This is a genomic window from Edwardsiella piscicida (assembly GCF_021733145.1).
In the GTDB taxonomy this organism is placed as follows: domain Bacteria; phylum Pseudomonadota; class Gammaproteobacteria; order Enterobacterales; family Enterobacteriaceae; genus Edwardsiella; species Edwardsiella piscicida.
This window is the reverse complement of the sequence record NZ_CP090968.1, coordinates 644,222-670,606: the sequence shown is the minus strand read 5'-3', so window position 1 is coordinate 670,606 and position 26,385 is coordinate 644,222. Positions and strand designations below refer to the sequence as shown.

19 protein-coding genes are annotated in these 26,385 nt (G+C 61.9%); 12 read left to right on the top strand and 7 right to left on the bottom strand.

Annotation, left to right across the window (positions count from 1 at the left end; translation table 11 throughout):
- Positions 1–71 precede the first annotated feature (71 nt).
- The 3 genes from L1P05_RS03025 to rluA all read left to right on the top strand — a co-directional run bounded on the left by L1P05_RS03025 (position 72) and on the right by rluA (position 6,288).
- Positions 72–2,411, top strand: coding sequence for a DNA polymerase II (locus L1P05_RS03025; RefSeq protein ID WP_012847478.1), 2,340 nt, complete (start codon positions 72–74; stop codon positions 2,409–2,411).
- 263 nt (positions 2,412–2,674) lie between these two features.
- Positions 2,675–5,581, top strand: coding sequence for an RNA polymerase-associated protein RapA (rapA, locus tag L1P05_RS03020; RefSeq protein WP_012847477.1), 2,907 nt, complete (start codon positions 2,675–2,677; stop codon positions 5,579–5,581).
- Positions 5,581–6,288 carry a bifunctional tRNA pseudouridine(32) synthase/23S rRNA pseudouridine(746) synthase RluA gene (rluA, locus tag L1P05_RS03015; protein ID WP_012847476.1) on the top strand — a complete coding sequence of 236 codons (708 nt, stop codon included), beginning with the start codon at positions 5,581–5,583 and terminating at the stop codon, positions 6,286–6,288. Before rapA ends, rluA begins: the two co-directional genes overlap by 1 nt.
- A gap of 76 nt (positions 6,289–6,364) precedes the next feature.
- Here rluA and djlA read toward each other — a convergent pair whose 3' ends face one another.
- The gene (djlA, locus tag L1P05_RS03010; protein WP_012847475.1) at positions 6,365–7,201 is read right to left on the bottom strand and encodes a co-chaperone DjlA; all 837 of its coding nucleotides are present in this window, start codon (positions 7,199–7,201) and stop codon (positions 6,365–6,367) included.
- Between the two features lie 157 nt (positions 7,202–7,358).
- Between djlA and lptD the strand changes: the two genes are divergently transcribed.
- The 6 genes from lptD to apaH all read left to right on the top strand — a co-directional run bounded on the left by lptD (position 7,359) and on the right by apaH (position 14,225).
- A complete protein-coding gene (gene lptD, locus L1P05_RS03005) occupies positions 7,359–9,746 on the top strand; it encodes an LPS assembly protein LptD (protein ID WP_012847474.1) in 2,388 nt (795 codons plus the stop codon).
- 120 nt (positions 9,747–9,866) lie between these two features.
- Positions 9,867–11,174 carry a peptidylprolyl isomerase SurA gene (gene surA, locus L1P05_RS03000; RefSeq protein WP_012847473.1) on the top strand — a complete coding sequence of 436 codons (1,308 nt, stop codon included), beginning with the start codon at positions 9,867–9,869 and terminating at the stop codon, positions 11,172–11,174.
- A gap of 4 nt (positions 11,175–11,178) precedes the next feature.
- Positions 11,179–12,171: a 4-hydroxythreonine-4-phosphate dehydrogenase PdxA gene (gene pdxA, locus L1P05_RS02995; RefSeq protein WP_012847472.1), complete on the top strand. Its 993-nt coding sequence runs from the start codon at positions 11,179–11,181 to the stop codon at positions 12,169–12,171.
- Entirely contained in the window at positions 12,164–12,979 is an 816-nt protein-coding gene (gene rsmA / locus L1P05_RS02990) for a 16S rRNA (adenine(1518)-N(6)/adenine(1519)-N(6))-dimethyltransferase RsmA (protein ID WP_015460934.1), read from the top strand. The genes pdxA and rsmA overlap by 8 nt, the downstream gene beginning before the upstream one ends.
- 24 nt (positions 12,980–13,003) lie before the next feature.
- Positions 13,004–13,381: a Co2+/Mg2+ efflux protein ApaG gene (gene apaG, locus L1P05_RS02985; protein ID WP_012847470.1), complete on the top strand. Its 378-nt coding sequence runs from the start codon at positions 13,004–13,006 to the stop codon at positions 13,379–13,381.
- Between the two features lie 4 nt (positions 13,382–13,385).
- Positions 13,386–14,225, top strand: coding sequence for a bis(5'-nucleosyl)-tetraphosphatase (symmetrical) ApaH (apaH, locus tag L1P05_RS02980; protein ID WP_012847469.1), 840 nt, complete (start codon positions 13,386–13,388; stop codon positions 14,223–14,225).
- A 248-nt stretch (positions 14,226–14,473) separates the two neighbouring features.
- On the opposite strand, the gene folA is transcribed toward apaH, so the two are convergent.
- The 6 genes from folA to dapB form a co-directional block, all read right to left on the bottom strand.
- On the bottom strand, positions 14,474–14,956 hold the full coding sequence (gene folA / locus L1P05_RS02975; protein ID WP_012847468.1) for a type 3 dihydrofolate reductase: 483 nt from the start codon (positions 14,954–14,956) through the stop codon (positions 14,474–14,476).
- Positions 14,957–15,084: 128 nt separating this feature from the next.
- Positions 15,085–15,549, bottom strand: coding sequence for a threonine/serine exporter (locus L1P05_RS02970; RefSeq protein ID WP_034168342.1), 465 nt, complete (start codon positions 15,547–15,549; stop codon positions 15,085–15,087).
- A complete protein-coding gene (locus L1P05_RS02965) occupies positions 15,549–16,319 on the bottom strand; it encodes a threonine/serine exporter family protein (protein WP_012847466.1) in 771 nt (256 codons plus the stop codon). Before L1P05_RS02965 ends, L1P05_RS02970 begins: the two co-directional genes overlap by 1 nt.
- Positions 16,320–16,541: 222 nt before the next feature.
- Positions 16,542–19,763 carry a carbamoyl-phosphate synthase large subunit gene (gene carB, locus L1P05_RS02960; RefSeq protein WP_012847465.1) on the bottom strand — a complete coding sequence of 1,074 codons (3,222 nt, stop codon included), beginning with the start codon at positions 19,761–19,763 and terminating at the stop codon, positions 16,542–16,544.
- 19 nt (positions 19,764–19,782) lie between these two features.
- The gene (carA, locus tag L1P05_RS02955; protein WP_034168344.1) at positions 19,783–20,940 is read right to left on the bottom strand and encodes a glutamine-hydrolyzing carbamoyl-phosphate synthase small subunit; all 1,158 of its coding nucleotides are present in this window, start codon (positions 20,938–20,940) and stop codon (positions 19,783–19,785) included.
- Positions 20,941–21,405: 465 nt separating this feature from the next.
- The gene (gene dapB / locus L1P05_RS02950) at positions 21,406–22,224 is read right to left on the bottom strand and encodes a 4-hydroxy-tetrahydrodipicolinate reductase (RefSeq protein ID WP_012847462.1); all 819 of its coding nucleotides are present in this window, start codon (positions 22,222–22,224) and stop codon (positions 21,406–21,408) included.
- A gap of 447 nt (positions 22,225–22,671) precedes the next feature.
- On the opposite strand from dapB, the gene xdhA reads away from it, so the two are divergent.
- Genes xdhA through xdhC form a run of 3 tightly spaced genes read left to right on the top strand, consistent with a single transcriptional unit; the run spans position 22,672 to position 26,330 of the window.
- Positions 22,672–24,963 (top strand): xanthine dehydrogenase molybdenum-binding subunit XdhA, encoded by a 2,292-nt coding sequence (gene xdhA, locus L1P05_RS02945; protein WP_012847460.1) that lies wholly within the window; start codon positions 22,672–22,674, stop codon positions 24,961–24,963.
- A 6-nt stretch (positions 24,964–24,969) separates the two neighbouring features.
- Positions 24,970–25,848, top strand: coding sequence for a xanthine dehydrogenase FAD-binding subunit XdhB (gene xdhB, locus L1P05_RS02940; RefSeq protein ID WP_012847459.1), 879 nt, complete (start codon positions 24,970–24,972; stop codon positions 25,846–25,848).
- The gene (xdhC, locus tag L1P05_RS02935) at positions 25,845–26,330 is read left to right on the top strand and encodes a xanthine dehydrogenase iron sulfur-binding subunit XdhC (RefSeq protein ID WP_012847458.1); all 486 of its coding nucleotides are present in this window, start codon (positions 25,845–25,847) and stop codon (positions 26,328–26,330) included. Before xdhB ends, xdhC begins: the two co-directional genes overlap by 4 nt.
- The last annotated feature ends 55 nt before the right edge of the window (positions 26,331–26,385 follow it).

Below are 26,385 nucleotides of genomic sequence, written 5' to 3'. Positions count from 1 at the left end.
CGGCGCGTCGCGGAACGCCGCACGAATCGCGGCCTTACCACCGCCAGCCCTTTGCTCCGGGAGCCTGCCGAGTGAATACGCCCCACGCTGGTTTTATCCTTACCCGTCACTGGCGCGATACGCCGCAGGGCGTCTGCGTTACGCTGTGGCTGGCCACGGAGCACGGTCCCCGCTGCCTGACCCTACCGCCGGAGCCGGCGGTAGCCTTTATGGACGCCGCACAGCGTAATGCCGCGCTGCGCCTCCTGCGCGGTTTTCCCGACGTCGAGCTACGTCCGGTGGCGCTGCGCGATTTCCACCACCGGCCGGTACTGGCGCTGTACTGCCGCGGCTACCGCCAGCTTCAGCAGATCGAAAGGCGCCTCGGGGAGCAGGGGATCCCCCTGCTGGAGACCGATATCAGGCCCGCGGATCGCTACCTGATGGAGCGCTTTATCAATGCGCCGCTGTGGTTCTGCGGCGACGCAGCGGGCACCGAAGCCCGGATTAAACCCCACCCCCACTACCGCCCAACGCTGCGTACGGTGTCGCTGGATATTGAAACCAGCCCCCAGGGAGAGATCTACTCGATCGGCCTGCACGGCTGCGATCAACGCATCGTCTATATGCTAGGCCCCGCCAACGGCGATGCGCAGGCGCTGGACTTCACGCTGGAGTACGTCGCCAGCCGCGCCGCGCTGCTCGACGCCCTCAATCGCTGGATAGCGCGCCACGATCCCGACGCCATCATCGGCTGGAATCTGGTGCAGTTCGATCTGCGGATCCTGCAGCGCCACGCCGAGCGCGAAGGCGTTCCCCTGCTGCTGGGGCGCGCGGCGACGCCGCTGGAGTGGCGAGAGCACGGCTTTCGCGCCGGCCATTTTTTTGCCAGCGCCCCCGGCCGGCTGATCATCGACGGTATCGAGGCGCTGAAAAGCGCCTTCTGGCACTTTCCCTCCTACAGCCTGGACAGCGTGGCGCAGACCCTGCTAGGCGAAGGCAAGGTGCTGGACGATCCCTACCGGCGGATGGCAGAGATCGCGCGGCGCTTTCGTCAGGATAAACCGGCGCTAGCGCACTATAACCTCAAGGACTGCGAGCTGGTGACGCGCATCTTCGCGCACACCGCCCTGATGCCGTTCCTGCTGGAGCGGGCCAGCGTTACCGGGCTGGCCCCCGATCGCAGCGGCGGCTCCGTCGCCGCATTCTGCCACCTGTACCTACCGCGCATGCACCGGCTGGGGTATGTCGCCCCCTCCCTCGGCGAGGTGGCGCCGCAGGCCAGCCCCGGCGGCTTTGTCATGGCCTCGCGCCCAGGGCTGTATGACTCCGTGTTGGTGTTGGACTACAAGAGTCTGTATCCGGCGATCATCCGCTCCTTTCTGATCGACCCCGTCGGACTGGCCGTCGGCGGAGAGCAGCCGGATGACACCCACAGCGTCCCCGGATTTCTCGGCGCCCGCTTCTCGCGCACCCGCCACGCCCTGCCGGAGATCGTGCGCCAGCTGTGGCAGGGACGCGAGGCGGCCAAACGTCAGGACAATGCGCCGCTGTCGCAGGCGCTGAAGATCCTGATGAACGCCTTCTACGGCGTACTGGGCACCAGCGCCTGTCGCTTCTTCGATCCCCGCCTGGCCTCCTCTATTACCCTGCGCGGCCATGAGATCATGCGCCAGACCCGTAGCCTGATCGAAGCGCAGGGCTATGCGGTGATCTACGGCGATACGGACTCTACCTTTGTCTGGCTGGGTAAGCCGCACGATGAGGCCCAGGCCGAAGCCATTGGCCAGGCGCTGGCCGAGCGGGTCAACGCCTGGTGCCGCGAGCATCTGTCACAGCAATATGGGCTCGAGAGCGCGCTGGAGCTGGAGTATGAGTGCCACTATCGCCGCTTTCTGATGCCCACCCTGCGCGGCGCCGATCTCGGCAGCAAAAAGCGCTATGCCGGGCTGTGCGGCGATCGGCTGGTGTTTAAAGGGCTGGAGACGGTGCGCAGCGACTGGACGCCGCTGGCGCAGCGGTTTCAACAGGAGCTCTATCGCCGGGTGTTTCTCGGCCAGAGCTACCGCGACGTGATTCGTCGCTACGCCGACGGCCTGCTCGCGGGGGAATTTGACGACCAACTGATCTACCGCAAGCGCCTGCGACGCCCGCTGGCCGAGTACCAGCGCAACGTCCCGCCGCACGTCCGCGCCGCGCGTCTGGCCGACGACTACAATCACCGTCTTGGACGCCCGCTGCAGTATCAAAACGGCGGCTGGATAAGCTATATCATTACCCGCAGCGGCCCACAGCCGCTGGAGTGTGTCGATGCGCCGGCGGACTATCAGCACTATCTGGAACGCCAGCTGCAGCCGGTCGCCGACGCCATTCTGCCCTTTCTCGGCGATGACTTTGAGACTCTGCTAACCGGTCAACTGGGGCTGTTTTAACGCCGGGGGAATATAAGAATCTTCCCACTCAGGGGGTGACGAATGCATCGCCATCTATTACCATATCGCCCTTTCCCCCATACAACGCCGACTTCACTGCCGACAGGCCGTGATGCGGTTGATTTATGCCCAAATTATGCAGGCGTCCGCTGCGCGGCGGTCGTCACGGAACCTATCCCAATCGGCCAGGGCGACAACACCGCCCATTGAGATAGCCTCCAGATCACTATGTAAACAAGAACAAAGAGTTGAGTCGATAATCTATGCCTTTTACCTTAGGTCAACGCTGGATCAGCGATACGGAAAGCGAACTTGGATTGGGTACCGTGGTGGCGCTGGATGCGCGCATGGTGACGCTGCTGTTTCCCGCGACCGGCGAAAACCGTCTGTATGCCCGCAATGACTCCCCCATCACCCGCGTGATGTTTAACCCGGGAGACACCATCACCACCCACGAGGGGTGGCAGCTGTGCGTTGAAGAGGTACAGGAGCAGGAGGGGCTGCTGACCTATATCGGCAGCCGCAGCGACAGCGGCGAAAGCCCGGTGGCGGTGCGCGAGGTGCTGCTCGACAGCCGCCTGACCTTCAGTAAACCGCAGGATCGCCTGTTTGCCGGCCAGATCGATCGTATGGATCGCTTCGCCCTGCGCTATCGCGCGCGTAAATACCAGAGCGAGCAGTTCCGCCTGCCCTGCAGCGGGCTGCGCGGCATGCGCGCCAGCCTGATCCCGCACCAGCTGCATATCGCCCGCGACGTCGGCCAGCGCCATGCGCCGCGCGTCCTGTTGGCGGATGAGGTCGGCCTGGGTAAGACCATCGAAGCCGGCATGATCATTCATCAGCAGCTGCTCTCCGGCCGCGCCGAGCGCGTGCTGATCGTGGTACCGGAAACCCTGCAGCACCAGTGGCTGGTCGAAATGCTGCGCCGCTTTAACCTGCGCGTGGCGCTGTTCGACGATGAACGCTATGCAGAGGCCGCGCAGGACAGCAGCAACCCGTTTGAAACCGAACAGCTGGTTATCTGCTCCCTCGACTTCGTCCGCCGCAGCAGGCAGCGTCTGGAGCAGCTGGCCGACGCCAGCTGGGATCTGCTGGTGGTCGACGAGGCTCACCACCTGGCCTGGAGCGAACAGGCGCCCAGCCGTGAATACCAGGTCATCGAACAGCTGGCCGAACAGATCCCCGGGGTGCTGCTGCTGACCGCCACCCCCGAACAGCTGGGTCAGGAGAGCCACTTTGCCCGCCTGCGCCTGCTGGATCCCAACCGTTTTCACGACTACGCACAGTTCATCGCCGAGCAGCAGCGCTACCGCCCGGTGGCGGACGCCGTTACCCTGCTGCTGAACGACGGTCATCTGCAGCAGGATGAGCTCAACATGCTCAGCGAGATGGTCGCCGAACAGGATATCGAGCCGCTGCTGAAAGCCGCCAACGCCGGCGGTGAGGACAGCCAGCAGGCCCGCGCCGAGCTGGTGCGCATGCTGATGGATCGCCACGGCACCAGCCGCGTGCTGTTCCGCAATACCCGTCAGGGGGTTAAAGGCTTTCCGCAGCGCACCCTGCACCAGATCACTCTGCCGCTGCCGGCGCAGTACCAGACGGCAATCAAAGTCTCCGGTATCATGGGCAGCAAGAAGAGCGTCGAGGCGCAGGCCAACGATATGCTCTATCCGGAGCGGATCTACCAGGAGTTCGAAGGGGAAAATGCCACCTGGTGGAACTTTGACCCGCGCGCCGAGTGGTTGCTCGACTTCCTGCTGACCCAGCGGGACGAGAAGGTGCTGGTCATCTGCGCCCAGGCGGCCACCGCTATCCATCTGGAACAGCTGCTGCGCGAGCGTGAGGGGATCCGCGCCGCCGTCTTCCATGAGGGGATGTCGCTGATTGAGCGCGACCGCGCCGCGGCCTACTTTGCCTCGCAGGAAGAGGGCGCACAGGTGCTGCTGTGCTCGGAGATCGGCTCCGAAGGCCGTAACTTCCAGTTTGCCAACCGCCTGGTGATGTTCGATCTGCCGTTTAACCCGGATCTGCTGGAGCAGCGCATTGGCCGTCTGGACCGCATCGGCCAGGCGCGCGACATTCAGATCTACGTTCCCTGCCTCGAGGGCACCGCGCAATCCGTGCTGATCCGCTGGTACCATCAGGGGCTGGACGCCTTTGAACACACCTGCCCCACCGGCCGGACCATCTACGACCGCTACTATGACACCCTGCTGGAGTTCCTGGCCAAACCGACCCAGCTGGATGGCTTTGACGACTTCATCAAAACCTGCCGCGCCGATCACGATACGCTGAAAAGTCAGCTCGAGAAGGGGCGCGATCGTCTGCTGGAGATGCACTCCAACGGCGGCGAGGCGGCTCTGGCGCTGGCCGAAAGCATCGCGGCGCAGGATAACGACGTCAATCTGGTCAACTTTGCGCTGAACCTGTTCGATATCGTCGGCATTAATCAGGAGGATCGCAGCGACAGCCTGATCGTGCTAACCCCGTCGGATCACATGCTGGTGCCTGACTTCCCGGGTCTGCCGCAGGATGGCTGCACCGTCACCTTCGATCGCGAACAGGCGCTGTCGCGCGAAGATGCCCAGTTCATCAGTTGGGAACACCCGCTGATGCGCAACGGCCTGGACCTGATCCTCTCCGGCGATACCGGCTCCAGCGCGGTATCTCTGCTGAAGAACAAAGCGCTGCCGGTCGGTACGCTGCTGCTGGAGGCGGTGTACGTGGTCGAGGCCCAGGCGCCGAAGCAGCTGCAGCTGACCCGCTTCCTGCCGCCGACGCCGGTGCGTATGCTGCTGGATGCCAAGGGGAACAACCTGGCGGCCCAGGTGGAGTTCGAAAGCTTCAACCGTCAGCTCAACGCCGTCAATCGCCATACCGCCAGCAAGCTGGTCAATGCGGTACAGCCCAACGTGCACGCCATGCTGCAGTCTGGAGAGGCGCTGATAGCAGATCAGGCGCAGGCGCTGATCGACGCCGCCAAGCGCGAGGCCGATGAAGCGCTGAGCGCCGAGCTGGCGCGTCTGGAGTCGCTCAAGGCGGTGAACCCCAATATCCGTGACGATGAGCTGGAGACCCTGGAGTTCACCCGTCGGAAGGTATTGGAGACGCTGGACCAGGCCGGCTGGCGTCTGGATGCCCTGCGTCTCATCGTGGTGTCGCACCAGTAATGGGACGGCGTACTCCCGCGGGCGGCGCGCTGCCGCCCAGCGCTACCCCGGCGCTGGAGCACTATGATCCGCCGCGTGAACCCTGGCTGCACGTGCTGTACCAGGATGCACACATCATAGTGGTAAATAAGCCCAGCGGGCTGCTGTCCGTTCCGGGCCGTTTGCCTGAGCACCAGGACAGCATCCTGACCCGAATTCAGGCGCAGTTTCCCGGCGCCGAATCGGTACACCGTCTGGATATGGCCACCAGCGGGGTGCTGGTGGTCGCGCTGACCAAGGACGCCGAGCGGGAGCTGAAACGCCAGTTTCGCGAGCGTGAGCCGAAAAAGAACTACGTCGCCCGGGTCTGGGGACACCCGCAGCAGGACGAGGGAGTGATCGACCTGCCGCTGATCTGCGACTGGCCCAACCGCCCCAAGCAGAAGGTCTGCTTTGAACAGGGCAAACCGGCGCAAACGGAGTATCAGGTGCTGGCGCGCGACGCCGACGGTACCGCGCGAGTTCTGCTAACGCCGATCACCGGCCGTTCGCATCAGCTGCGCGTCCACCTGCTGGCTCTCGGCCATCCGATCCTCGGCGACGGCTTCTATGCGCCGCCGCAGGCGCTGGCGTTAGCCTCCCGCCTGCTGCTGCACGCCCAAGAGCTGCGCATCGTGCATCCGGCCTTCGCCACCCCGATGCACTTCCGCTGCGAGGCGGATTTTTAGCCGCGCACAAAACAATACGGCCCGCGTTCGCGGGCCGTATCATCGTGGGTAGACAGCAAGCGCGACGTCCTCTGCGCTACTTGAATCCCTTCTCTTTCTTAATCAGATCGTACGCGGCCTGGATCTCCTGCGCCTTCTGCTTGGCCAGCTCCATCATCTCCGGCGGCAGCCCTTTAGCCACCAGCTTATCGGGGTGGTGCTCGCTCATCAGCTTACGATACGCACGCTTGATCGTGGTCGCATCGGCGCTCGGCGCAACCCCCAGTACCTTACAGGCATCCTCCAGCGTCGGCCCCTGGGGCGGCGTATAGAATCCCCCCTGCTGGTAACCCCCTTGCTGTCCCCCCGCCTGATGATAGCCGCCGCCAAACTGGCGCCCGCCCTCCATCATGCCCAGAAACTGATCGAACTGCGCACGAGAAAAACCCAGCTCTTCGGCGATCACATACAGCACCGCCCGCTCATTCGGGTGCAGCTGCCCATCGGCGAACGCCGCCTGCAGCTGGATCTCCAAAAAGATACGGATCAGATCGATACGGCCAAAGCAGACGCTGCGCAGTTCGCGCAGACGCTCTCGCAGCGGGTAGCCGGGCTCCTTGCCTTCGCGGAAGGCCTGCTGCGCCATCAGCCGAGCATCGCCGTGCAGATTCAGGCGATCCATAAACATGGAGGCGACCTGAATATCGGCCTCCGTCACCCGCCCTTTCGACTTTGTCAGATGTCCCATGACCTGAAAGGTGGTGCGGAAAAACAGCCCCTGACGCTGCTGCTGATTGGCAAAATAGCCCTGACGCTTAATCGCGCGCGACTTATCAAACATATGACCAATCAAAAAGCCCAGCACTACGCCCCAGAAACCGATCCCGGCCATCAGGCCCAGCAGCACCCCTACTAATTTACCCCAATAGCGCATATCGTCCTCAATTCATCATGTCGTGGGACATAATTTGCTTTATCATACCTGTCATTTATTCTGACACCTAATGGCAGCGACGCTGAGCCACAATTTAACACTAGCGCCACGCTGACGGGTAAGATAGTCTCTGACCGATTGCGGCAAGACGCCTCTGATGACGGAATCCCTGACACCGCGTATGAAAAAAAGTATACCCACGCTGATAGCCACCCTCGTCTGGTCAGCGCTTTACAGTCAGCATGCGCTGGCCTCCCTCGCCGAACAGTGCCTGATCGGCGTTCCCGTGTATGACAAACCGTTGGTTTCCGGCGATATCAATAGCCTTCCGGTACACATTACCGCCGATAAGAGCGAAGCCAACTACCCGAACAACGCCCTGTTCCACGGCAACGTCGATATTCAGCAGGGCAATAGCACCCTGACCGCCGACAAGGTTCAGCTGGATCAGAAAGCGATCCAGGGGCATCCCGATCCGCTGCGCACCGTGACCGCGATCGGCAATGTACACTACGCGGACAGTCAGATCCGCCTGCAGGGCCCCAGCGCCTGGTCCAACCTGAATAACAAAGATACCAACGTCTGGCGCGGCGACTACCAGTTCGTCGGTCGCCAGGGGCGCGGCGATGCCGATCTGATGAAGACCCGCGACGCCAACCGCTACACCATCCTGGATAACGGGACCTTTACCTCCTGTCTGCCGGGCGACAACAGCTGGAGCATCGCCGGCTCCGAGATCATTCAGGATCGCCAGGAGCAGGTGGCCGAGATCTGGAACGCCCGCTTCAAGATCGGGCCGGTTCCGGTCTTCTATAGCCCGTATCTGCAGTTTCCGACCGGCAGCACGCGCCGCTCCGGCTTTTTGATCCCCACCATAAACTACTCCAACGGCGATGGGATCGAGTTTACCCTGCCCTGGTACTGGAACATCGCCCCGCAGGCCGACGCCACCTTTACTCCGCACTACATGGAAAAACGCGGTCTGCAGCTGCAAAACGAATTCCGCTATCTGAGCGAATTCGGCATGGGTCTGGTCGAGTTTGACTGGCTGGGCAACGATCGGCAGTTCCAGCAGGATCGTCAAAATCAGGGCATTACTGGGCAGGCGCTGGACGACCTGAAGAACCGCGATCGCTGGCTGTTCTACTGGCGCCACTTTGGCGTGCTCGACCACTGGCGCTTCGGCGTCGATTACACCAAGGTCAGCGATCCCTACTACTTCACCGACCTGAACTCCGCCTACGGCTCCAGCACCAGCGGCTACGCTACGCAGAAATTTACCCTGGGCTATGCCGAGACCAACTGGAATGCGACGCTCTCGACCACCCAGTTCCAGGTGTTCGCCAACGCGGGGGACGTCAACGCCTACCGCACCGCACCGCAGCTGGATTTGAACTACTACAAAAACGATCTGGGGCCGTTCGACTTCACCCTGTACGGTCAGGCGGTCAAGTTCACCAACGACAACGTCTACCTGCCCGAGGCCGACCGCTACCACGTCGAGCCGGTCCTGTCGCTGCCGCTGTCCAACCGCTGGGGGAGTATCAATACCGAAGCGAAGCTGATGGCGACCCACTATCAGCAGGATGTCCCCACCCAAGGCAACCTGACGCAGCTGAAGGACAACGTCAACCGCGTGATGCCGGAGTTTAAGATCGACGGCAAGATGGTCTTTGAGCGCGACGCCACGCTGCTAAACGGCTATACCCAGACGCTGGAGCCGCGCGCCCAGTATCTGTACATTCCGTACCGTAACCAGAGCGACATTTACTCTTACGACTCCACCCTGCTGCAGACCGACTATACCGGCCTGTTCCGCGACCGCAGCTACAGCGGTCTGGACCGCATCGCCTCGGCCAATCAGGTCACGACCGGCCTGACGACCCGCCTGTACGATGACGAGCAGAACGAACGCTTCAACGCCTCTATCGGGCAGATCTACTACTTCTCACCGTCGCGTACCGGCGATGAAACCACCAATATCGATCGCCACGATAACACCGGCAGCCTGGTATGGGCCGGGGACAGCTACCTTAAGCTGACCGATAACTGGGGTCTGCGCGGCGGTCTGCAGTATGATACCCGCCTGAACAGCGTGGCGCTGGGCAACGCGGTGATGGAGTATCGTAAGGACGCCGAGAGCGTACTGCAGCTCAGCTATCGCTACGCCAGCCCGGAGTACATCACCTCCATGCTGCCAAGCTACGCCAACAATGCCATCTACAACCAGGGCATCAGCCAGGCCGGGATCATCGGCAGCCTGCCGTTGGCCGATCGCTGGGCGATGGTCGCCGGCTACTACTATGACACCAAGGCGAAGCAGTCCGCCGATGCCATCGCCGGTCTGCAGTACAATACCTGCTGCTGGTCGGTGGGCGTCACCTATGAGCGCAAGATCAACAGCTGGGACAGCGCGACCCAGAACAGCAAGTATGACAACAAGTTCTCGTTCAAGTTTGCCCTGCGCGGGATGAACCAGAACTACAGCCTAGGCACGGCAGAGATGCTGCGCTCCGGCATTCTGCCTTATCAACGCGCTTTCTAACATTTGGCGCAATGCGTGGTCTAACGGTACAAAAATGCAGATAATACCGTTAGCCACAGGCTGTCGGCAGTCAGGTAAAACCTAAACCCGCCGTGGGCGGATTAATACAATGGGATAGTTATGAAGAACTGGAGAACGCTGATCCTCGGCGTGGCGCTGTGCGCCAATACCGCCTTTGCGGCCCCCCAAGTCGTCGATAAAGTCGTGGCTATCGTAGACAACGGCGTCGTGCTGGAAAGCGACGTCGACGGCATGATGAAATCGGTAAAGCTCAACGCCCAACAGGCTGATCAACAGCTGCCGGACAATGCCACTCTGCGCCATCAGATCCTCGAGCGACTGATCATGGACAACGTGCAGCTGCAGATGGCCAAGCGCATGGGGCTGGAGATCTCTGACAGCGAGCTGGATAACGCCATTAACGGCATCGCCCAGCAGAACCACATCAGCATGCAGCAGCTGCGCAGCCGCCTCGCGGCCGACGGTCTCGACTACAAGACCTACCGCGCCCAGATCCGCAAAGAGATGCTGATCAGCGAAGTCCGTAATAACGAGGTGCGCCGCCGCGTTACCATTCTGCCGCAGGAGGTCGATGCGCTGGCCAAGCAAATCGGCAGCCAGAACAGCGGCGAAACCGCCGTTAACCTGAGCCACATCCTGATCCCGCTGCCGGAGAATCCGACCCAGCAGCAGGTCAGCGAGGCCCAGCAGCAGGCAGAGTCGCTGATCCAGCAGCTGCACCAGGGCGCCAGCTTTGCCAAGCTGGCGGCGGCCTACTCCGCCGATCCTCAGGCGCTGAAAGGCGGCGAGATGGGCTGGGGGCGCCTGCAAGAGCTGCCGACCCTGTTCGCTGAGGCCCTGCAGAGCGCCAAGAAAGGGGATATCGTCGGGCCTATCCGCTCCGGCGTCGGTTTCCATATTCTGCGGGTCAACGATCTGCGCGGCGATCAGGCCAACGTCTCCGTCACCGAAGTGCACGCGCGTCATATTCTGCTGCGCACCTCGCCGGTCATGAGCGATGCCCAGGCGCGTGCCAAGCTAGAGGCGCTCTCCGCCCAGATCACGTCCGGCAAGATCACCTTTGAACAGGCGGCGAAAGAGTATTCACAGGATCCGGGCAGCGCGCAGAAAGGCGGTGATCTGGGATGGGCGGTACCGTCCATGTACGATCCGGCCTTCCGCGATGCACTGATGAAGCTGAACAAGGGTGAGATAAGTCAGCCGGTGCACTCCAACTTTGGCTGGCACCTGATCCAGCTGCTGGGGACCCGTCAGGTCGATCGCACCGATGAGGCCCAGAAAGAGCGCGCCTATCGCATGCTGTTTAACCGTAAATTTGCCGAAGAAGCACAGACCTGGCTGCAGGAGCAACGCGCGGCGGCCTATGTGAAGATCCTGGGCAACAACAGCGCAAACGGAGCCCAGTAATCCCATGGCACCGATTCGTCGCATTGTCATCACCCCCGGCGAGCCGGCCGGGGTAGGACCGGAGCTGATCGTCCAGCTGGCGCAGCGGCCCTGGCCTGCCGAGCTGGTGGTGTGCGCCGATCCGAGCCTGCTAGAGGTGCGTGCCCGCGCGCTGGGGCTACCGCTAACGCTGCGCCGCTACGATCCGGCGCTGCCGGCCCAGGCGCAGCAGGCGGCTACCCTGACGGTGTTGCCGATCCCGCTGGAGGCCGACGTTATCCCCGGCGAACTCAACGTCGCCAACGGAAACTATGTGGTCGCTACGCTGGCGCGCGCCTGCGACGGCTGCCTGAGCGGCGAGTTTGCCGCGCTGGTGACCGGCCCGGTGCACAAAGGGATCATTAACGATGCCGGCGTCCCCTTCACCGGGCATACCGAGTTCTTCGCCGATCGCAGCGGCTGCCCGCGCGTCGTGATGATGCTGGCCAGCGAGCACCTGCGCGTCGCACTGGCGACCACTCACTTACCGCTGCAGGAGGTTCCCGCAGCGATTACGCCGCAGACGCTGCGCGAGGTAATCACCATTCTGGACGCCGATCTGCGCCGCCGATTCGGTCTTCACCAGCCGCATATCTACGTCTGCGGACTCAACCCACACGCCGGTGAAGGCGGGCATATGGGGCGAGAGGAGCTGGATATTATCATCCCGACCCTCGATGCCCTGCGCGCCAGCGGTATTCGCCTTACCGGCCCGCTGCCCGCCGACACGCTGTTCCAGCCGAAATACCTGGACGACGCCGACGCGGTGCTGGCGATGTATCACGATCAGGGACTGCCGGTACTCAAATACCAGGGATTTGGCCACGCGGTCAACATTACGCTGGGGCTGCCGTTTATCCGCACCTCGGTAGATCACGGCACCGCGCTGGATCTGGCCGCCAGCGGTCAGGCGCAGCCCGGCAGCTTTATCACCGCATTAAATCTTGCCATAGAGATGACCAACCACAGCAATGAATAGTAGAGTGCACCAGGGGCATTTGGCCCGTAAACGCTTTGGACAGAACTTCCTGACCGATCAATTCGTGATCGACAGCATCGTGTCCGCCATCAATCCCCTGCCGGGTCAGGCCGTGGTCGAAATCGGCCCGGGCCTCGGCGCGCTGACCGAGCCGGTCGCCGACCGCATGGACAAAATGACCGTCATCGAGCTGGACAGGGATCTGGCCGAGCGTCTGTCTACCCATCCGTTTATCAGCCGTAAGCTGACCATTCGTCAGCAGGATGCCATGACCGTCGACTTCAGCGAGATGGCGCGTGAGGCGGGCCAGCCGCTGCGCGTGTTCGGCAACCTGCCGTATAACATCTCCACCCCGCTGATGTTTCATCTGTTCAGCTACGCATCCGCCATCGGCGATATGCATTTTATGCTGCAGAAAGAAGTTGTTAACCGCCTTGTCGCCGGACCGGACAGCAAAACCTATGGCCGTCTGAGCGTTATGGCGCAATACTACTGTCAGGTGATCCCGGTTCTGGAAGTGCCGCCCAGCGCTTTCCGCCCGGCACCTAAGGTGGATTCTGCCGTGGTTCGCCTGATCCCACACCGTGAGCTGCCCTATCCGGTCAGCGACGTGCGCGTGTTGAGCCGCATCACGACAGAAGCCTTTAACCAACGGCGCAAGACCGTCCGCAACAGTCTTGGCCATCTGTTCAGCGCCGACCAGCTCAGCGCGCTGGGAATCGATCCGGCACGCAGAGCAGAAACGCTGTCCGTGGCAGACTACTGCAGACTGGCCAACTGGCTGTGTGAACACCCACAGGCTCAGTAACCGTGCAAACAGGAGCCTTACGTTATGCTCGATGCACCCCGTATCATCGTTCAGGTACAGAGTGTTTATGCCGAGTCGCAGTCGCTGCCTGAAGAGGCGCGCTTCGTCTTTGCCTATACCGTCACTCTGCGTAATCTGGGCCGCTTTAACGTACAGCTCCTGCGTCGCTACTGGCTAATAACCAACGGCAACGGCCGCCAGACTGAAGTCCAGGGCGAAGGGGTCATCGGCGAACAGCCGCTGATCCTGCCCAGCGGCGAGTTTCAGTACACCAGCGGCGCCATCATCGAAACGCCCTGCGGTACCATGGAGGGGCACTACGAAATGGTTGACCATCAGGGACATACCTTTCGTATCGCCATTCCGGTCTTCCGCCTGGCCATTCCCAGCCTGATTAACTGATTCTATGTCGACACTGCTTATTGGCGACGTTCATGGCTGCTACCATGAACTGCGCGACCTGCTTTCTCTGGCGGGCTTCGATCCCGCCCGCGACACGCTGTGGCTGACCGGCGATCTGGTCGCCCGCGGCCCCGATTCTCTGGCGGTACTGCGCTATGTCAAATCCCTTGGCGACAGCGTACGTCTGGTGCTTGGTAACCATGACCTGCACCTGCTGGCCGTTTATGCCGGCATCAGTCGGAATAAGCCCAAGGATAAACTGACGCCGCTGCTGGAGGCGCCGGATGCGGACAGCCTGATCAACTGGCTGCGCCGCCAGCCGGTGCTGCAGGTCGATAGCGATCTGCACCTGGTGATGGCACACGCGGGCATCAGCCCACAGTGGGATCTGGCCACCGCGCAGCGCTGCGCGCGCGAGGTCGAAGCCATGCTGGCCAGCGACAGCTACCCCTTCTTTCTCAATGCCATGTACGGCGATATGCCGAATAACTGGAGCGAGTCGCTCAGCGGTCTGGCGCGCCTGCGCTTTACCACCAATGCCCTGACCCGGATGCGCTACTGCTTTCCCGGCGGCGAGCTGGACATGATCTGTAAGGATGCCCCGGACGATGCGCCGGCGCCGCTGCGCCCCTGGTTCGATCTCGACAGCCCGGTGCGCGGGTCTGGCTACAGCATCGCCTTCGGTCACTGGGCCTCGCTGGAGGGGCGCGGCACGCCGCCGCAGGTCTACGCCCTGGATACCGGCTGCTGCTGGGGCGGCACCCTGACGGCCCTGCGCTGGGAGGATCGCCGCAGCTTCAGCGTGCCCTCTCGCCGCGCATCGCGCCACGCCAAAGCGGAATAGCCCGGTCCCCCTTCCCCGCCGCCGCGCAACGGCGTCATGCCGCTCACGCCAGCGCGGCCCAGCCGCTGGCGACGGCGTAGCGGCGCGCTGACGACGGGGAGTGCGGGCTAGGGGCACGATTCAGGCAGTATTTTCCCGCCGCAGCGGCCTCATCGCCCCCATACCGCGGTAGGATTGCGTAGGGTTAAGACGCGATGACGGCGTGGTGGAAAGCGCGGAGAGCGTACAGAGAAAGGGCGCGGCGCCGGTTAACGGCGATCCAGGATCTCAAAACAGTAGGCGTGTGAATTGTCGCTATCGGCGTCATGAAACTCGCTGAAGCACGTCTGCCACTCATCCGGCGCATAGTCGGGAAAATAGGTGTCCCCGGCGACGTCAGCGTCCACATGGGTCAGATACAGTCGGCTCGCCTGCGGCAAAAACTGGCTGTAAATGCTGCCTCCGCCGATGATCATCACCTCTTGCGCCTCCGCTGCGGCCTCCAGCGCGGCCTGAGGCGTCGTCACCCAGGTGACGCGATCGTCGCAGCCCGCCCGGCGGCTGATCACGATGTTATGACGCCCCGGCAGCGGACGCCCGATGGACTCATAGGTTTTACGCCCCATGATCACTGGTTTTGCCAGAGTATTACGCTTAAACCACGCAAGATCGGCCGGCAAATGCCACGGCATCGCATTGTCTAAACCGATCACACGATCCGCGCTCAGTGCGGCGATCAGGCTGATAATCATGCTTGTCTGTCCTGTCTGGGAGAAAAAGTGCGCACACTATACGGAATGGCCGCGCAGGCGTCGATAGCCTGCGGCGGGTAAATCTATATGCAAAGTAAAATTCCGCAGTAAAGCTTAACAGCAGTCAATTAGACGCCGGGACGCTTACGATATAGCCATATTCCCGGTAATGACAGGCCGATGGAGAGGGCGCCCACGATAAACGAGGCCTTGAGAAAGTTGGTGACCATGCTGGCGAACAGCGGCTCGGAATAGCCGCTGCGGGAGATCTCGACCACGGCGATCATCGCCCGATAGGCGTAGATGCCGGGAAACATCGGGATCACCGCCGCGACGGTAAACACCTTGGGGTGCGCCAGCAGCCAGCGCGACCACTGAATACCGATGATACCGATCAGGATCGCCGCCATCAGCGACGCCCACTCGATATTCAGCCCTAGCGTGATCAGCAGCAGACGGGAACCGTGGCCGATCGCCCCCAGCAGCGCGCAGTAGCGCAAGGCCCGGTTTGGCACGTTGAACACCATGGCAAACCCCAGCGCAGGGATGGCCGCCAGCAGCATATCCTGTAATAATTGTAAGAGTAGCGTCATCATGCCCATCCCTGTAGCCCCCACAGCGACAGCGCCATCACAACGCCGAGACAGGTAGCCAGCGTCAGCAGTGTCGCCATGGCCCAGCGGGCCAGTCCGGTGTTGACATGCCCTTTAAACATATCCGCCACCGCATTGATCAGCGGGAACCCCGGGACCAGCAGCAGAATGCTGGCCGCCATGGCAATCAGCGATGTCTCGGCAAACGCGCTCAGCTGCAGCAGGGCGCCGGAGACCGAGGTGGCAATAAAGGCCGTAATACAAAAGTTAATCAGCGGATTAAGCTGGCGATGCGTCATGAGCTGCCGGGCGTACATGGCCACCGCGCTGGCAAAAAAGGCCACCAGCGCACCGTCCCAGCCGCCGCCGTTCAGTTTGCAGAAACAGGCGCAGGAGAGGCCGACCATCAGCACCACCAGCGCGCGCGGATAGCGCAGCGGGCGGATATGCTCCAACCGTCGGCGCACATCGCTCATGTCCAGCAGGCGGTGCTCCGCCATAATCACAATATGCTGCACCTCGGTCACCACGTGCATATTGATGCCGCGATCGACATTCTTACGCGTCGACGTCAGACAGCGGCCACCTTTAATGGTGGTCAACACCACCGCATTGGCGGAAATAGAGCTCTCTACGCTGTCTACGCCCAGCGCCAGCCCCAGCCGGGTAGAAAGCTGTTCGACCAACATGCTCTCGGCGCCGTGCTGCAGCAGAAAAAGGGCACAGTGAATACACAGGCGGGTTATCTCCCGCTGGCGATCAGACTCCACAATCGACTCCTGTCAGGGTGATCCCGTCATCCCGTCGCCGCGACTCCAGCGCCGATGGCAACGGTCCCGCAGCGCAGACCACCCGCACCGCGGTGATTTATTGTGCCACAACGCCGCACGTCGCGTAACCTGCCGCCCCCATCCCACGGCGGCAAGTTTCCGCACCGCCCAGCCGGCAACAAAAAGGCCCGGCGTCGCCGGGCCTTGCTCCACGCCGCGCCGTTACTTCAGGCGGGCATGCATCTCCTGTACCGAAATCACCTGCTCGGTCGGATCCGCGTTCAGCGCCATCGCCGTAGCAAAGCCGCCGTTCAAGGTGGTGTCATAGTGCACCTTGTAGCGCAGCGCGCTGCGACGGATCAGCTTAGAGTCCTCGATCGCCTGACGCCCGGCGGTGGTGTTCACAATATAGGTGTACTCGCCATTCTTGATGCGATCCTGAATGTGCGGGCGCCCCTCATGCACTTTGTTGACCAGACGCGGGTTGATACCGGCCTCCCCCAGCACCACCGCGGTGCCGTGGGTCGCATCCAGCTCAAAGCCCTGCTTGAGCAGCTTGGCCGCCAGATCCACCACCCGGTGCTTATCGCCCTCGCGGACTGACAGCAGGGCGCGGCCCGGGGTCTTCACCTGTGACTGACTGCCGAGCATCGCCTTGGCAAAGGCCTCGGCAAAGGTCCGGCCCACGCCCATCACCTCACCGGTAGAGCGCATCTCCGGCCCCAGAATCGGGTCGACGCCGGGGAACTTGGCAAACGGCAGCACCACCTCTTTGACGGAGTAATAGGGCGGGATCACCTCTTCCGTCATTCCCTGCTGCGCCAGCGTCTGCCCCACCATCACCCGGGCGGCCACCTTGGCCAAGGGGACGCCGGTCGCCTTGGAGACGAAGGGCACGGTACGGGCGGCGCGTGGGTTGACCTCAATTAGGTACACCTGGTTATCTTTGACGGCAAACTGCACGTTCATCAGACCCCGCACGCACAGCTCCATCGCCAGCTTCTCCGCCTGGCGGCGCAGCTCGTCCTGGATCTCCGCACTCAGGGTGTAGGCCGGCAGCGAACAGGCGGAGTCACCGGAGTGCACCCCCGCCTGCTCAATGTGCTCCATAATGCCGCCGATCAGCACGCGCTCACCGTCACAGATGGCATCGACGTCCACTTCGACCGCATCGTCCAGGAAGTGATCCAGCAGCACCGGCGCATCGTTGGAGACGCTGACCGCCGTCTGGAAGTAGCGCCGCAGATCGCTCTCGTCGTAGACGATCTCCATCGCTCGACCGCCGAGGACATAAGAGGGGCGCACCACCAGCGGATAGCCTATCTGAGCCCCCTTCTCCACCGCCTGCTCAATGGCCGTGACGGTGGCGTTGGCCGGCTGCTTCAGCCCCAGGCGATTCACCGCCTGCTGGAAGCGCTCGCGATCCTCGGCGCGGTCAATCGCGTCCGGGCTGGTGCCGATAACCGGCACGCCGGCGGCCTCTAATGCCCGGGCCAGCTTCAGCGGCGTCTGGCCGCCGTACTGTACGATCACCCCCTGCGGGCGCTCGACGGCGACGATCTCCAGCACATCCTCCAGCGTGACCGGCTCAAAGTAGAGGCGGTCAGAGGTATCATAATCCGTAGAGACCGTTTCGGGGTTACAGTTGACCATGATGGTTTCATAGCCATCCTCACGCAGCGCCAGCGACGCATGCACGCAGCAGTAGTCAAACTCAATCCCCTGGCCGATACGGTTCGGGCCACCGCCCAGCACCATGATCTTCGGGCGATCGTGCGTCGGGTTAGCCTCGCACTCCTCTTCATAGGTGGAGTAAAGGTAGGCCGTGTCGGTCGCGAATTCAGCCGCGCAGGTGTCCACGCGCTTATACACCGGATGCAGCCCCTGCTTATGGCGCAGCTTGCGAATCTCGCTCTCTGCCACGCCGGCCAGACGGGCCAGGCGTGCATCGGCAAACCCTTTACGCTTCAGCTGACGCAGGAAATCCGGCGTCAGGCCATTGATGCCCACGTCGGCAACCCGCTCCTCCAGGCGCACCAGCTCCTCGATCTGCACCAGGAACCAGCGATCGATGTTGGTCAGGTTAAATACCCCATCCACCGACAGGCCGGCGCGGAAGGCATCCGCGACATACCAGATACGCTCGGCGCCGGCATCTTTCAGCTCGCGACGGATCTTGGTCAACGCCTGCGGATCGTCTAAGTTCACCTTAGGATCGAAGCCGCTCGCGCCGACCTCCAGCCCGCGCAGCGCCTTCTGCAGCGACTCCTGCTGGGTACGGCCAATCGCCATCACCTCACCCACCGACTTCATCTGCGTGGTCAGGCGATCGTTAGCACCGGCAAACTTTTCAAAGTTGAAGCGCGGGATCTTGGTCACCACGTAGTCGATAGAGGGCTCAAACGACGCCGGCGTACGCCCCCCGGTGATGTCGTTCATCAGCTCGTCCAGGGTGTAGCCCACCGCCAGCTTGGCCGCGACTTTGGCGATCGGGAAACCGGTCGCCTTAGAGGCCAGCGCAGAAGAACGCGATACGCGCGGGTTCATCTCGATAACGATCAGACGGCCGTTTTTCGGGTTAACCGCAAACTGTACGTTGGAGCCACCGGTCTCCACGCCTATCTCACGCAGTACCGCCATCGAGGCGTTACGCATGATTTGATACTCTTTATCGGTCAGGGTCTGCGCCGGCGCGACGGTAATCGAATCACCGGTGTGGATCCCCATCGGATCAATGTTTTCGATAGCGCAGACGATAATGCAGTTGTCGTTCTTATCGCGCACCACCTCCATCTCATACTCTTTCCAGCCGATCAGCGACTCATCGATCAGCAGCTCATTGGTCGGTGAAAGATCCAGACCGCGCGCGCAGATCTCTTCAAACTCTTCGCGGTTGTACGCGATACCGCCGCCGGTGCCACCCATCGTAAACGACGGGCGGATAATGCAGGGGAAACCGACCTGCTCCGCCACCGCCAGCGACTCTTCCAGACTGTGAGCGATGCCAGAGCGCGCGGTATCCAGGCCGATCTTCTTCATCGCCTGGTCGAAGCGTCGACGATCCTCAGCCTTATCGATGGCGTCGGCCGTCGCGCCGATCATGGTCACGCCAAACTCGGCCAACACCCCCTGGCGCTCCAGCTCCAGGGCACAGTTCAGCGCCGTCTGGCCACCCATCGTCGGCAGCACCGCATCGGGACGCTCTTTTTCGATGATCTTCCGCACGACTTCCCAGTGAATCGGCTCAATATAGGTCGCGTCGGCCATCTCCGGGTCGGTCATAATAGTGGCCGGGTTGGAGTTAACCAGGATGACGCGGTAGCCCTCTTCGCGCAGTGCCTTACAGGCCTGAGCGCCGGAGTAGTCGAACTCGCACGCCTGGCCGATGACGATCGGCCCGGCGCCCAGGATCAGGATGCTTTTAATATCAGTACGTTTTGGCATGGTTGTTCAGGCTCCCTGATTACTTGGCGGTACGGCGGTAGTTTTCAATCAGCGTCATAAAATGGTCGAACAGCGGTGCAGCATCGTGTGGCCCGGGGCTGGCCTCTGGGTGCCCCTGGAAACTGAACGCCGGGCGATCGGTGCGATGAATGCCCTGCAGCGAACCGTCGAACAGCGACTTATGGGTCGCCCGCAGCGTCGCCGGCAGCGTCGCTTCATCCACGGCAAAGCCGTGGTTCTGTGCGGTGATCATCACTCGGTCATGATCCAAATCCTTCACCGGATGGTTGCCGCCGTGATGGCCAAACTTCATTTTTACCGTCTGCGCGCCGCTGGCCAGCGCCAGCAGCTGGTGCCCCAGGCAGATACCAAACAGCGGGATCTCTCCGCGCAGGAAGGTCGCGATAGCCTCGATGGCATAGTCACAGGGGGCCGGATCGCCGGGACCGTTGGACAGGAAAATACCGTCCGGATTCAGCGCCAGCACATCCTGCGCGGACGTCTGGGCCGGCACCACCGTCAGACGGCAGCCGCGGTCCACCAGCATCCGCAGGATATTGCGCTTCACGCCGAAGTCATAGGCCACCACGTGGTAGGGCAGCGCCGCGTCCTCACTGGGCGCCGGCAGCCCATCCTTCAGCGTCCAGCTGCCCTGGCGCCACTCGTAGGGTTCCTGGGTCGTCACCTCTTTCGCCAGATCCATCCCCTTCAGGCCGGGGAACGCGCGCGCCTTCTCCAGCGCCAGCGCGGCATCTGGCTCACACCCGCTCTCTGCGGTGATGATGCAGCCGTTCATCGCCCCTTTCTCGCGCAGCAGGCGGGTCAGTTTACGGGTATCGATATCGGCGATAGCGACCACGCGGTGACGGCGCAGATAGTCCGGCAGCGTCTCTTGGCAGCGAAAGTTGCTGGCGATCGGCGGCAGATCGCGCACGATCAGCCCCTGTGCATGTACGGCGGAAGATTCTTCATCGGCGGCGTTGGTGCCGACATTGCCAATATGGGGATAGGTAAGCGTGACGATCTGACGGGAATAGGAGGGGTCGGTGAGAATTTCTTGGTAGCCGGTCATCGAGGTATTGAAGACCACTTCCCCCACGGCCGATCCATCTGCCCCGATCGACCTGCCGTGAAACTGGGTTCCGTCTTCCAGAACCAAAAGCGCTGACTTAATCAAAACACCCTCCAAAGGAATACTCAGTCACAATATATGCATATTAATTCAGATATTGCATCGTGAATCAATCGCAAAAACTGCCACTGCGGCGAATTTCTGACAAATTGCGCGCATTCTAATGATGCATCCGCTCATTGTCCAGATGAAAGGGGAGTTTTTTATGTTTTTTACAAATCTTAGCGTGCTTTTGATGCCAAACGACTAAAAACACCAATTTTAGGAAAGGAGAAAACGGTTGCCGGGCACAGATATCAAAGGCAATGACGCTATAATGCGTTTTTTCCCTGAAAAAATCAAGACGCGGGCGGAGCGGCGGGGGCAAATAAACTGAAAACCGTAAAAATCACCATGCTGACAAACTTAAATTTAAATCTGCACCATAAATAAAAAATGTGATGAAAAACACATTGTTTTCATCACATTAAATAACAAAACAACCATGCCATCTATCGGATAAATGGCCTTTTATAGGGTGTCGAGAGCCAAAACATCACACATATCGTACATCCCCGGCTGCTGCGCGCCGAGCCACAGCGCCGCTCGCATTGCGCCGCTGGCAAACGTCATGCGGCTCGACGCCTTATGGGTAATCTCCAGACGCTCGCCAACATCGGCGAACAGGGCGGTATGCTCGCCCACGATATCGCCGGCGCGCAGCGTTGCGAAACCGATGCTGCCAGGAACTCGCTCCCCGGTGTGTCCCTGGCGAGTATAGACCGCACAGCTTTCCAGGCGGCGGCCCAACGCACCGGCGATCGCCTCGCCCATCGCCAGCGCCGTCCCCGATGGCGCATCGACTTTATGGCGATGGTGCGCTTCAAGAATTTCAATATCGCAGTAGCTCCCCATCACCTGCGCCGCCTTTTCCAGCAGACGCAACATCACGTTCACCCCCACGCTGAAGTTGGCGGCCAAAACGATAGCGATATGCTGTGAAGCCGCCTCAATCGTCGCCTTTTCCTGCTCGCTGAAGCCGGTCGTCCCAATGACCATCGCTTTACCGTGCGCCTGACAAAAGGCCAGATGCGCCATCGTTCCCTCGGGACGGGTAAAGTCGATCAGGACATCAAACTGCCCCGCAACCCGCTCCAGCGATGACTCGACCGTCACACCGGTTATGCCACAGCCCGCCAGTTCGCCGGCGTCGCAGCCCAGCAGGCTGGAGCCCTCCCGCTCCAGCGCCGCCCCCAGCGTCACGCCGGGGATCGCCGCGGTCGCCGCAATCAGCTGACGCCCCATTCGACCGCCGGCACCGGCGATCGCGACCCGAATCTGTTCTGCCATCTTCCGTCTCCCTTATGATGCTTTCTTCGCTGTCCGTCGGCGTCGCGTAGCTCGCGGCGTACCGCACGGCTCTTCTGTTTGGTTGCTTTTCAGGTTAACGGCTGTCTCAGCCCTGAGCCAGAAAAAATCGGTAATAATGCAAAAATTCACCGGCGATGGCCGTCCGCCGCGGCCGCCGCGCCGCTAACTGCATGAATATGCAATTATCACGGCTATCGCCCCCACGATACGCCCTATCACTTTGAGAGAAAAACTATCAAAAATGCCCGTCATGCTCTCAAAGTGATATACAGCCAGTTTTTTCCTGTCTTATAGCGTCATAATTTCCTTGGGATATCTCGATCCGACTCACACTTATGAGGATATATCTCCTCCACTCTATGAGTGTGGCGCATATCTTGCTGCCTTAAGCTATCCCCCAGGCTTATTTCCCCACAGGAGAATACTATGTCTTTAGGATCGCCGCTGCGGCGGGTTGATGCCGAAGCCAAGGTCACCGGACAGGCACGTTATACCGATGATATGATGATGCCCGGCATGCTCCATGCCTGCTACGTGCGCAGCCGTATCGCCCACGGTAACGTCACCGCCATCGATACCCGGGAAGCGGAGTCCATGCCCGGCGTAGAAGCCGTCTTCACCTTTCACGATGTCCCCTCAGCCCCCTTCCCTACCGCCGGCCATGCCTGGTCACTGGAGCCGGGCAAACGGGATATCGCCGATCGCCATCTGCTGACCGGCCACGTACGCCACTTTGGCGATGGCGTCGCCATCGTCGTCGCCCGCGATCTGCTCAGCGCCGAGCGCGCCGCGGAGCGGGTACAGGTCAGCTATGAGGCGTTGCCGGTGATCACCCGACCACTGGCGGCCCTGGCCGATAATGCGCCGGCCATTCACCCCGGCGGCAATTTACTGCGTCACAGCGAGATCGACGCCGGAGAGCCCGATGCTCGCATGGCCGCCGCCGATCTGCAGCTGGAGGGACACTACGAGACGCCGGTGGTGCAGCACTGCCACATGGAGGGCGTGACCTGCTATGCCTATATGGAGCAGCCCGATCACATCGTCATTGTCTCCAGCACCCAAATTCCCCAGATTGTCCGCCGCACCGTCGCCCAGGCCCTCGGTCTCCCCTGGTCGCACGTCCGAGTGATCAAGCCCTACGTCGGCGGCGGATTCGGCAATAAGCAGGATGTGCTAGAAGAGCCCATGGCCGCCTTTTTAACCCAGCGCCTCGGCGGTAAACCGGTCAAGGTCAGCCTGAGCCGCGAGGAGTGCTTCGTCGCCACCCGCACTCGCCATGCCTTCAGCATCGATGCCCGGCTGGGCATGCGTCGGGATGGACAACTGGAGGGCTACCGGCTTACGGTGCTGTCCAACACCGGCGCCTATGCCTCTCACGGCCACTCGATCGCCGCCGCCGGCGCCAATAAAATCAGCTATCTCTATCCCCGCAGCGCCTTTGGCTACTGCGCCGATACGGTATATACCAACCTGCCCGCCGCCGGTGCGATGCGCGGCTACGGCGCGCCGCAGGTCGACTTTGCCCTGGAATGCCTGATGGACGACGCCGCCGCCCGTCTCGATCTCGACCCCCTCGAGGTTCGTCTGCGCAACGTCGCGCGTCAGGGGGACCGCAACCCGGTTAACGGCAAGACCATCTACAGCGCCGGGCTCACCGAGTGCCTGGAAAAAGGCCGCCGCCTGTTTGAGTGGGATCAGCGCCGCGCCGAATGTCTGGCCCAGCCGGCCGATGCGCCGGTGCGGCGCGGCGTCGGCGTCGCCTGTTTCAGCTATGGCTCCAATACCTATCCGGTTGGGGTGGAGATCGCCGGCGCCCGCCTGCTGCTCAATCAGGACGGGACGGTAAACCTGCAGATTGGCGCCACCGAAATCGGCCAGGGATCCGACACCGTCTTTGCCCAGATGGCATCGGAGACGCTGGGGATCCCCTTTAAACAGATCCGGGTGATCTCAACTCAGGATACCGATATCACCGCCTTCGATCCCGGCGCCTTTGCCTCACGGCAAAGCTACGTCGCCGCCCCGGCGATCCGCCGAGCGGCGGAGATCATGCGCCAGAAGATCCTGGCGCACGCGGCGCTGATAAGCCACCAGCCGGAGTGGGGATTGACCCTGTGCGACGGTAACGTCGTGATGGCGATGCAGCCGGATCAGGTGCTGATGAGCGTCGCCGATGTCGCCATGCAGGCTTACTACCATCAGGAGATCGGCGCGCAGATCCTGGCCGAGGTCTCCCATAAAACCACCACCAATCCCCCGGCCTTCGGCTGCACCTTTGTCGATCTCAGCATCGATATCGCGCTGTGCCAAGTCACCATTAACCGCATCCTGAATCTGCATGACTCCGGGCGGATCCTCAACCCGCAGCTGGCGGAGGGGCAGGTGCACGGCGGCATGGGAATGGGGATCGGCTGGGCGCTGTTCGAAGAGATGATCATCGATGAGAAGAGCGGCGTGGTACGCAACCCGAATCTGCTCGACTACAAATTCCCCACCTGTGTCGATCTGCCGGATCTGGAGTGCGCCTTTGTCGAGACCGTGGAGCCGCAGTCGGCCTATGGCCACAAGGCGCTGGGTGAGCCGCCGATCATTTCGCCTGGACCGGCGATCCGCAACGCCATTCGCATGGCAACGGGGGTCGCGATCAATGCGCTGCCGATCACCCCCAAAACGCTGTATCGCGAATTTGTGCAGGCCGGACTGATCAGGGAGTAATGCGACATGTATGATATTAAACGCTATCTGCGCGCCACCAGCGCGCGTCATGCCAGCGAGCTGATGCTGGCCCACCCGGACAGCCGGCTGCTGGCGGGCGGTACCGACGTGCTGATCCAGCTGCACCACCATAACGCGCAGTACGCCCATATCGTGGATATCCACGGGCTGCCTGAGCTGTGCGGTATTACAACGTTAGACGATGGCACCCTACGCATCGGCTCCGGCACCACCTTTACTCAGATCATCGAGCACCCGCTGATCCAGACGCACCTGCCGATGCTGGCCGAAGCCGCCGCTACCATCGCCGGTCCGCAAATCCGCAACGTCGCCACCTACGGCGGTAACATCTGCAACGGCGCCACCAGCGCAGACTCCGCCGCCCCCAGCGTCGCGCTCAAGGCTCAGCTGGAGATCCTGACGCCCGACGGCGTGACGATCCGCCCGATCGACGGCTTTCATACCGGACCGGGCAAGGTTGCGCTGAGCCCCGGCGAGATCCTGCTGGCCTTCCGCTTTCACCCCGACGATCACCGCCGCGCCGGCAGCGCCTATATCAAGTATGCCATGCGCGGTGCGATGGATATCGCTACCATCGGCTGCGCGGCGCTGTGTCGCATTGAGTCTGGGCGCTTCAGCGAGCTGCGTCTGGCCTACGGTGTCGCGGCGCCGACGCCGATCCGCTGCCCGCAGGCCGAGGCCTGCGCCAACGGCCAGCCGCTGAGCCGCCAGACGCTGGCCGCCGTCGCCGCCGCCGTCGCCGGTGACGTTTCACCGCGCTCATCCTGGCGCGCAGAAAAGGAATTCCGTTTACACCTGATCCGCACCCTGGCGCAGCGAGCCATTACCCTGGCCGTGCAGCGTGCGGGAGGAGAGATACTATGAATGTCAAAGAGTGGGGTGAAATCAGCTGCCAGATCAATGGGAAAAACTATCAGTTTTGCGTATCGCCGGCGATGTCACTGCTGGAAATGCTGCGCGAGCACGGGCTAACCAGCGTGAAGCAGGGCTGCTGCGTCGGCGAATGCGGCGCCTGCAGCGTATTGATCGATGGCGTGGCAACCGACAGCTGCCTGTATCTGGCGCTGTGGGCCGACGGTAAGCAGATCGTCACGGCCGAAGGGCTGGGGCGAACCGACAGCCTTTCACCGATCCAGCAGGCCTATGTCGACGCCGGTGCCGTGCAGTGCGGCTTCTGTACCCCGGGACTGGTGGTCGCGACCCATGCCCTGCTGGCGAAACCGCGCAGCCGCCCGCTGACGCACGAAGAGATCCGCCGCGGCCTCTCCGGTAACCTGTGCCGCTGCACCGGCTATCAGGCCATCGTACGCGCCGTCGATCTCTGCCAGCGCGAAGAAGAGCAGTAAGGGCACCGCAGCAGCGCGCGCCGGCGTAACTCGGTATTGCTGCGGTAATATCGGG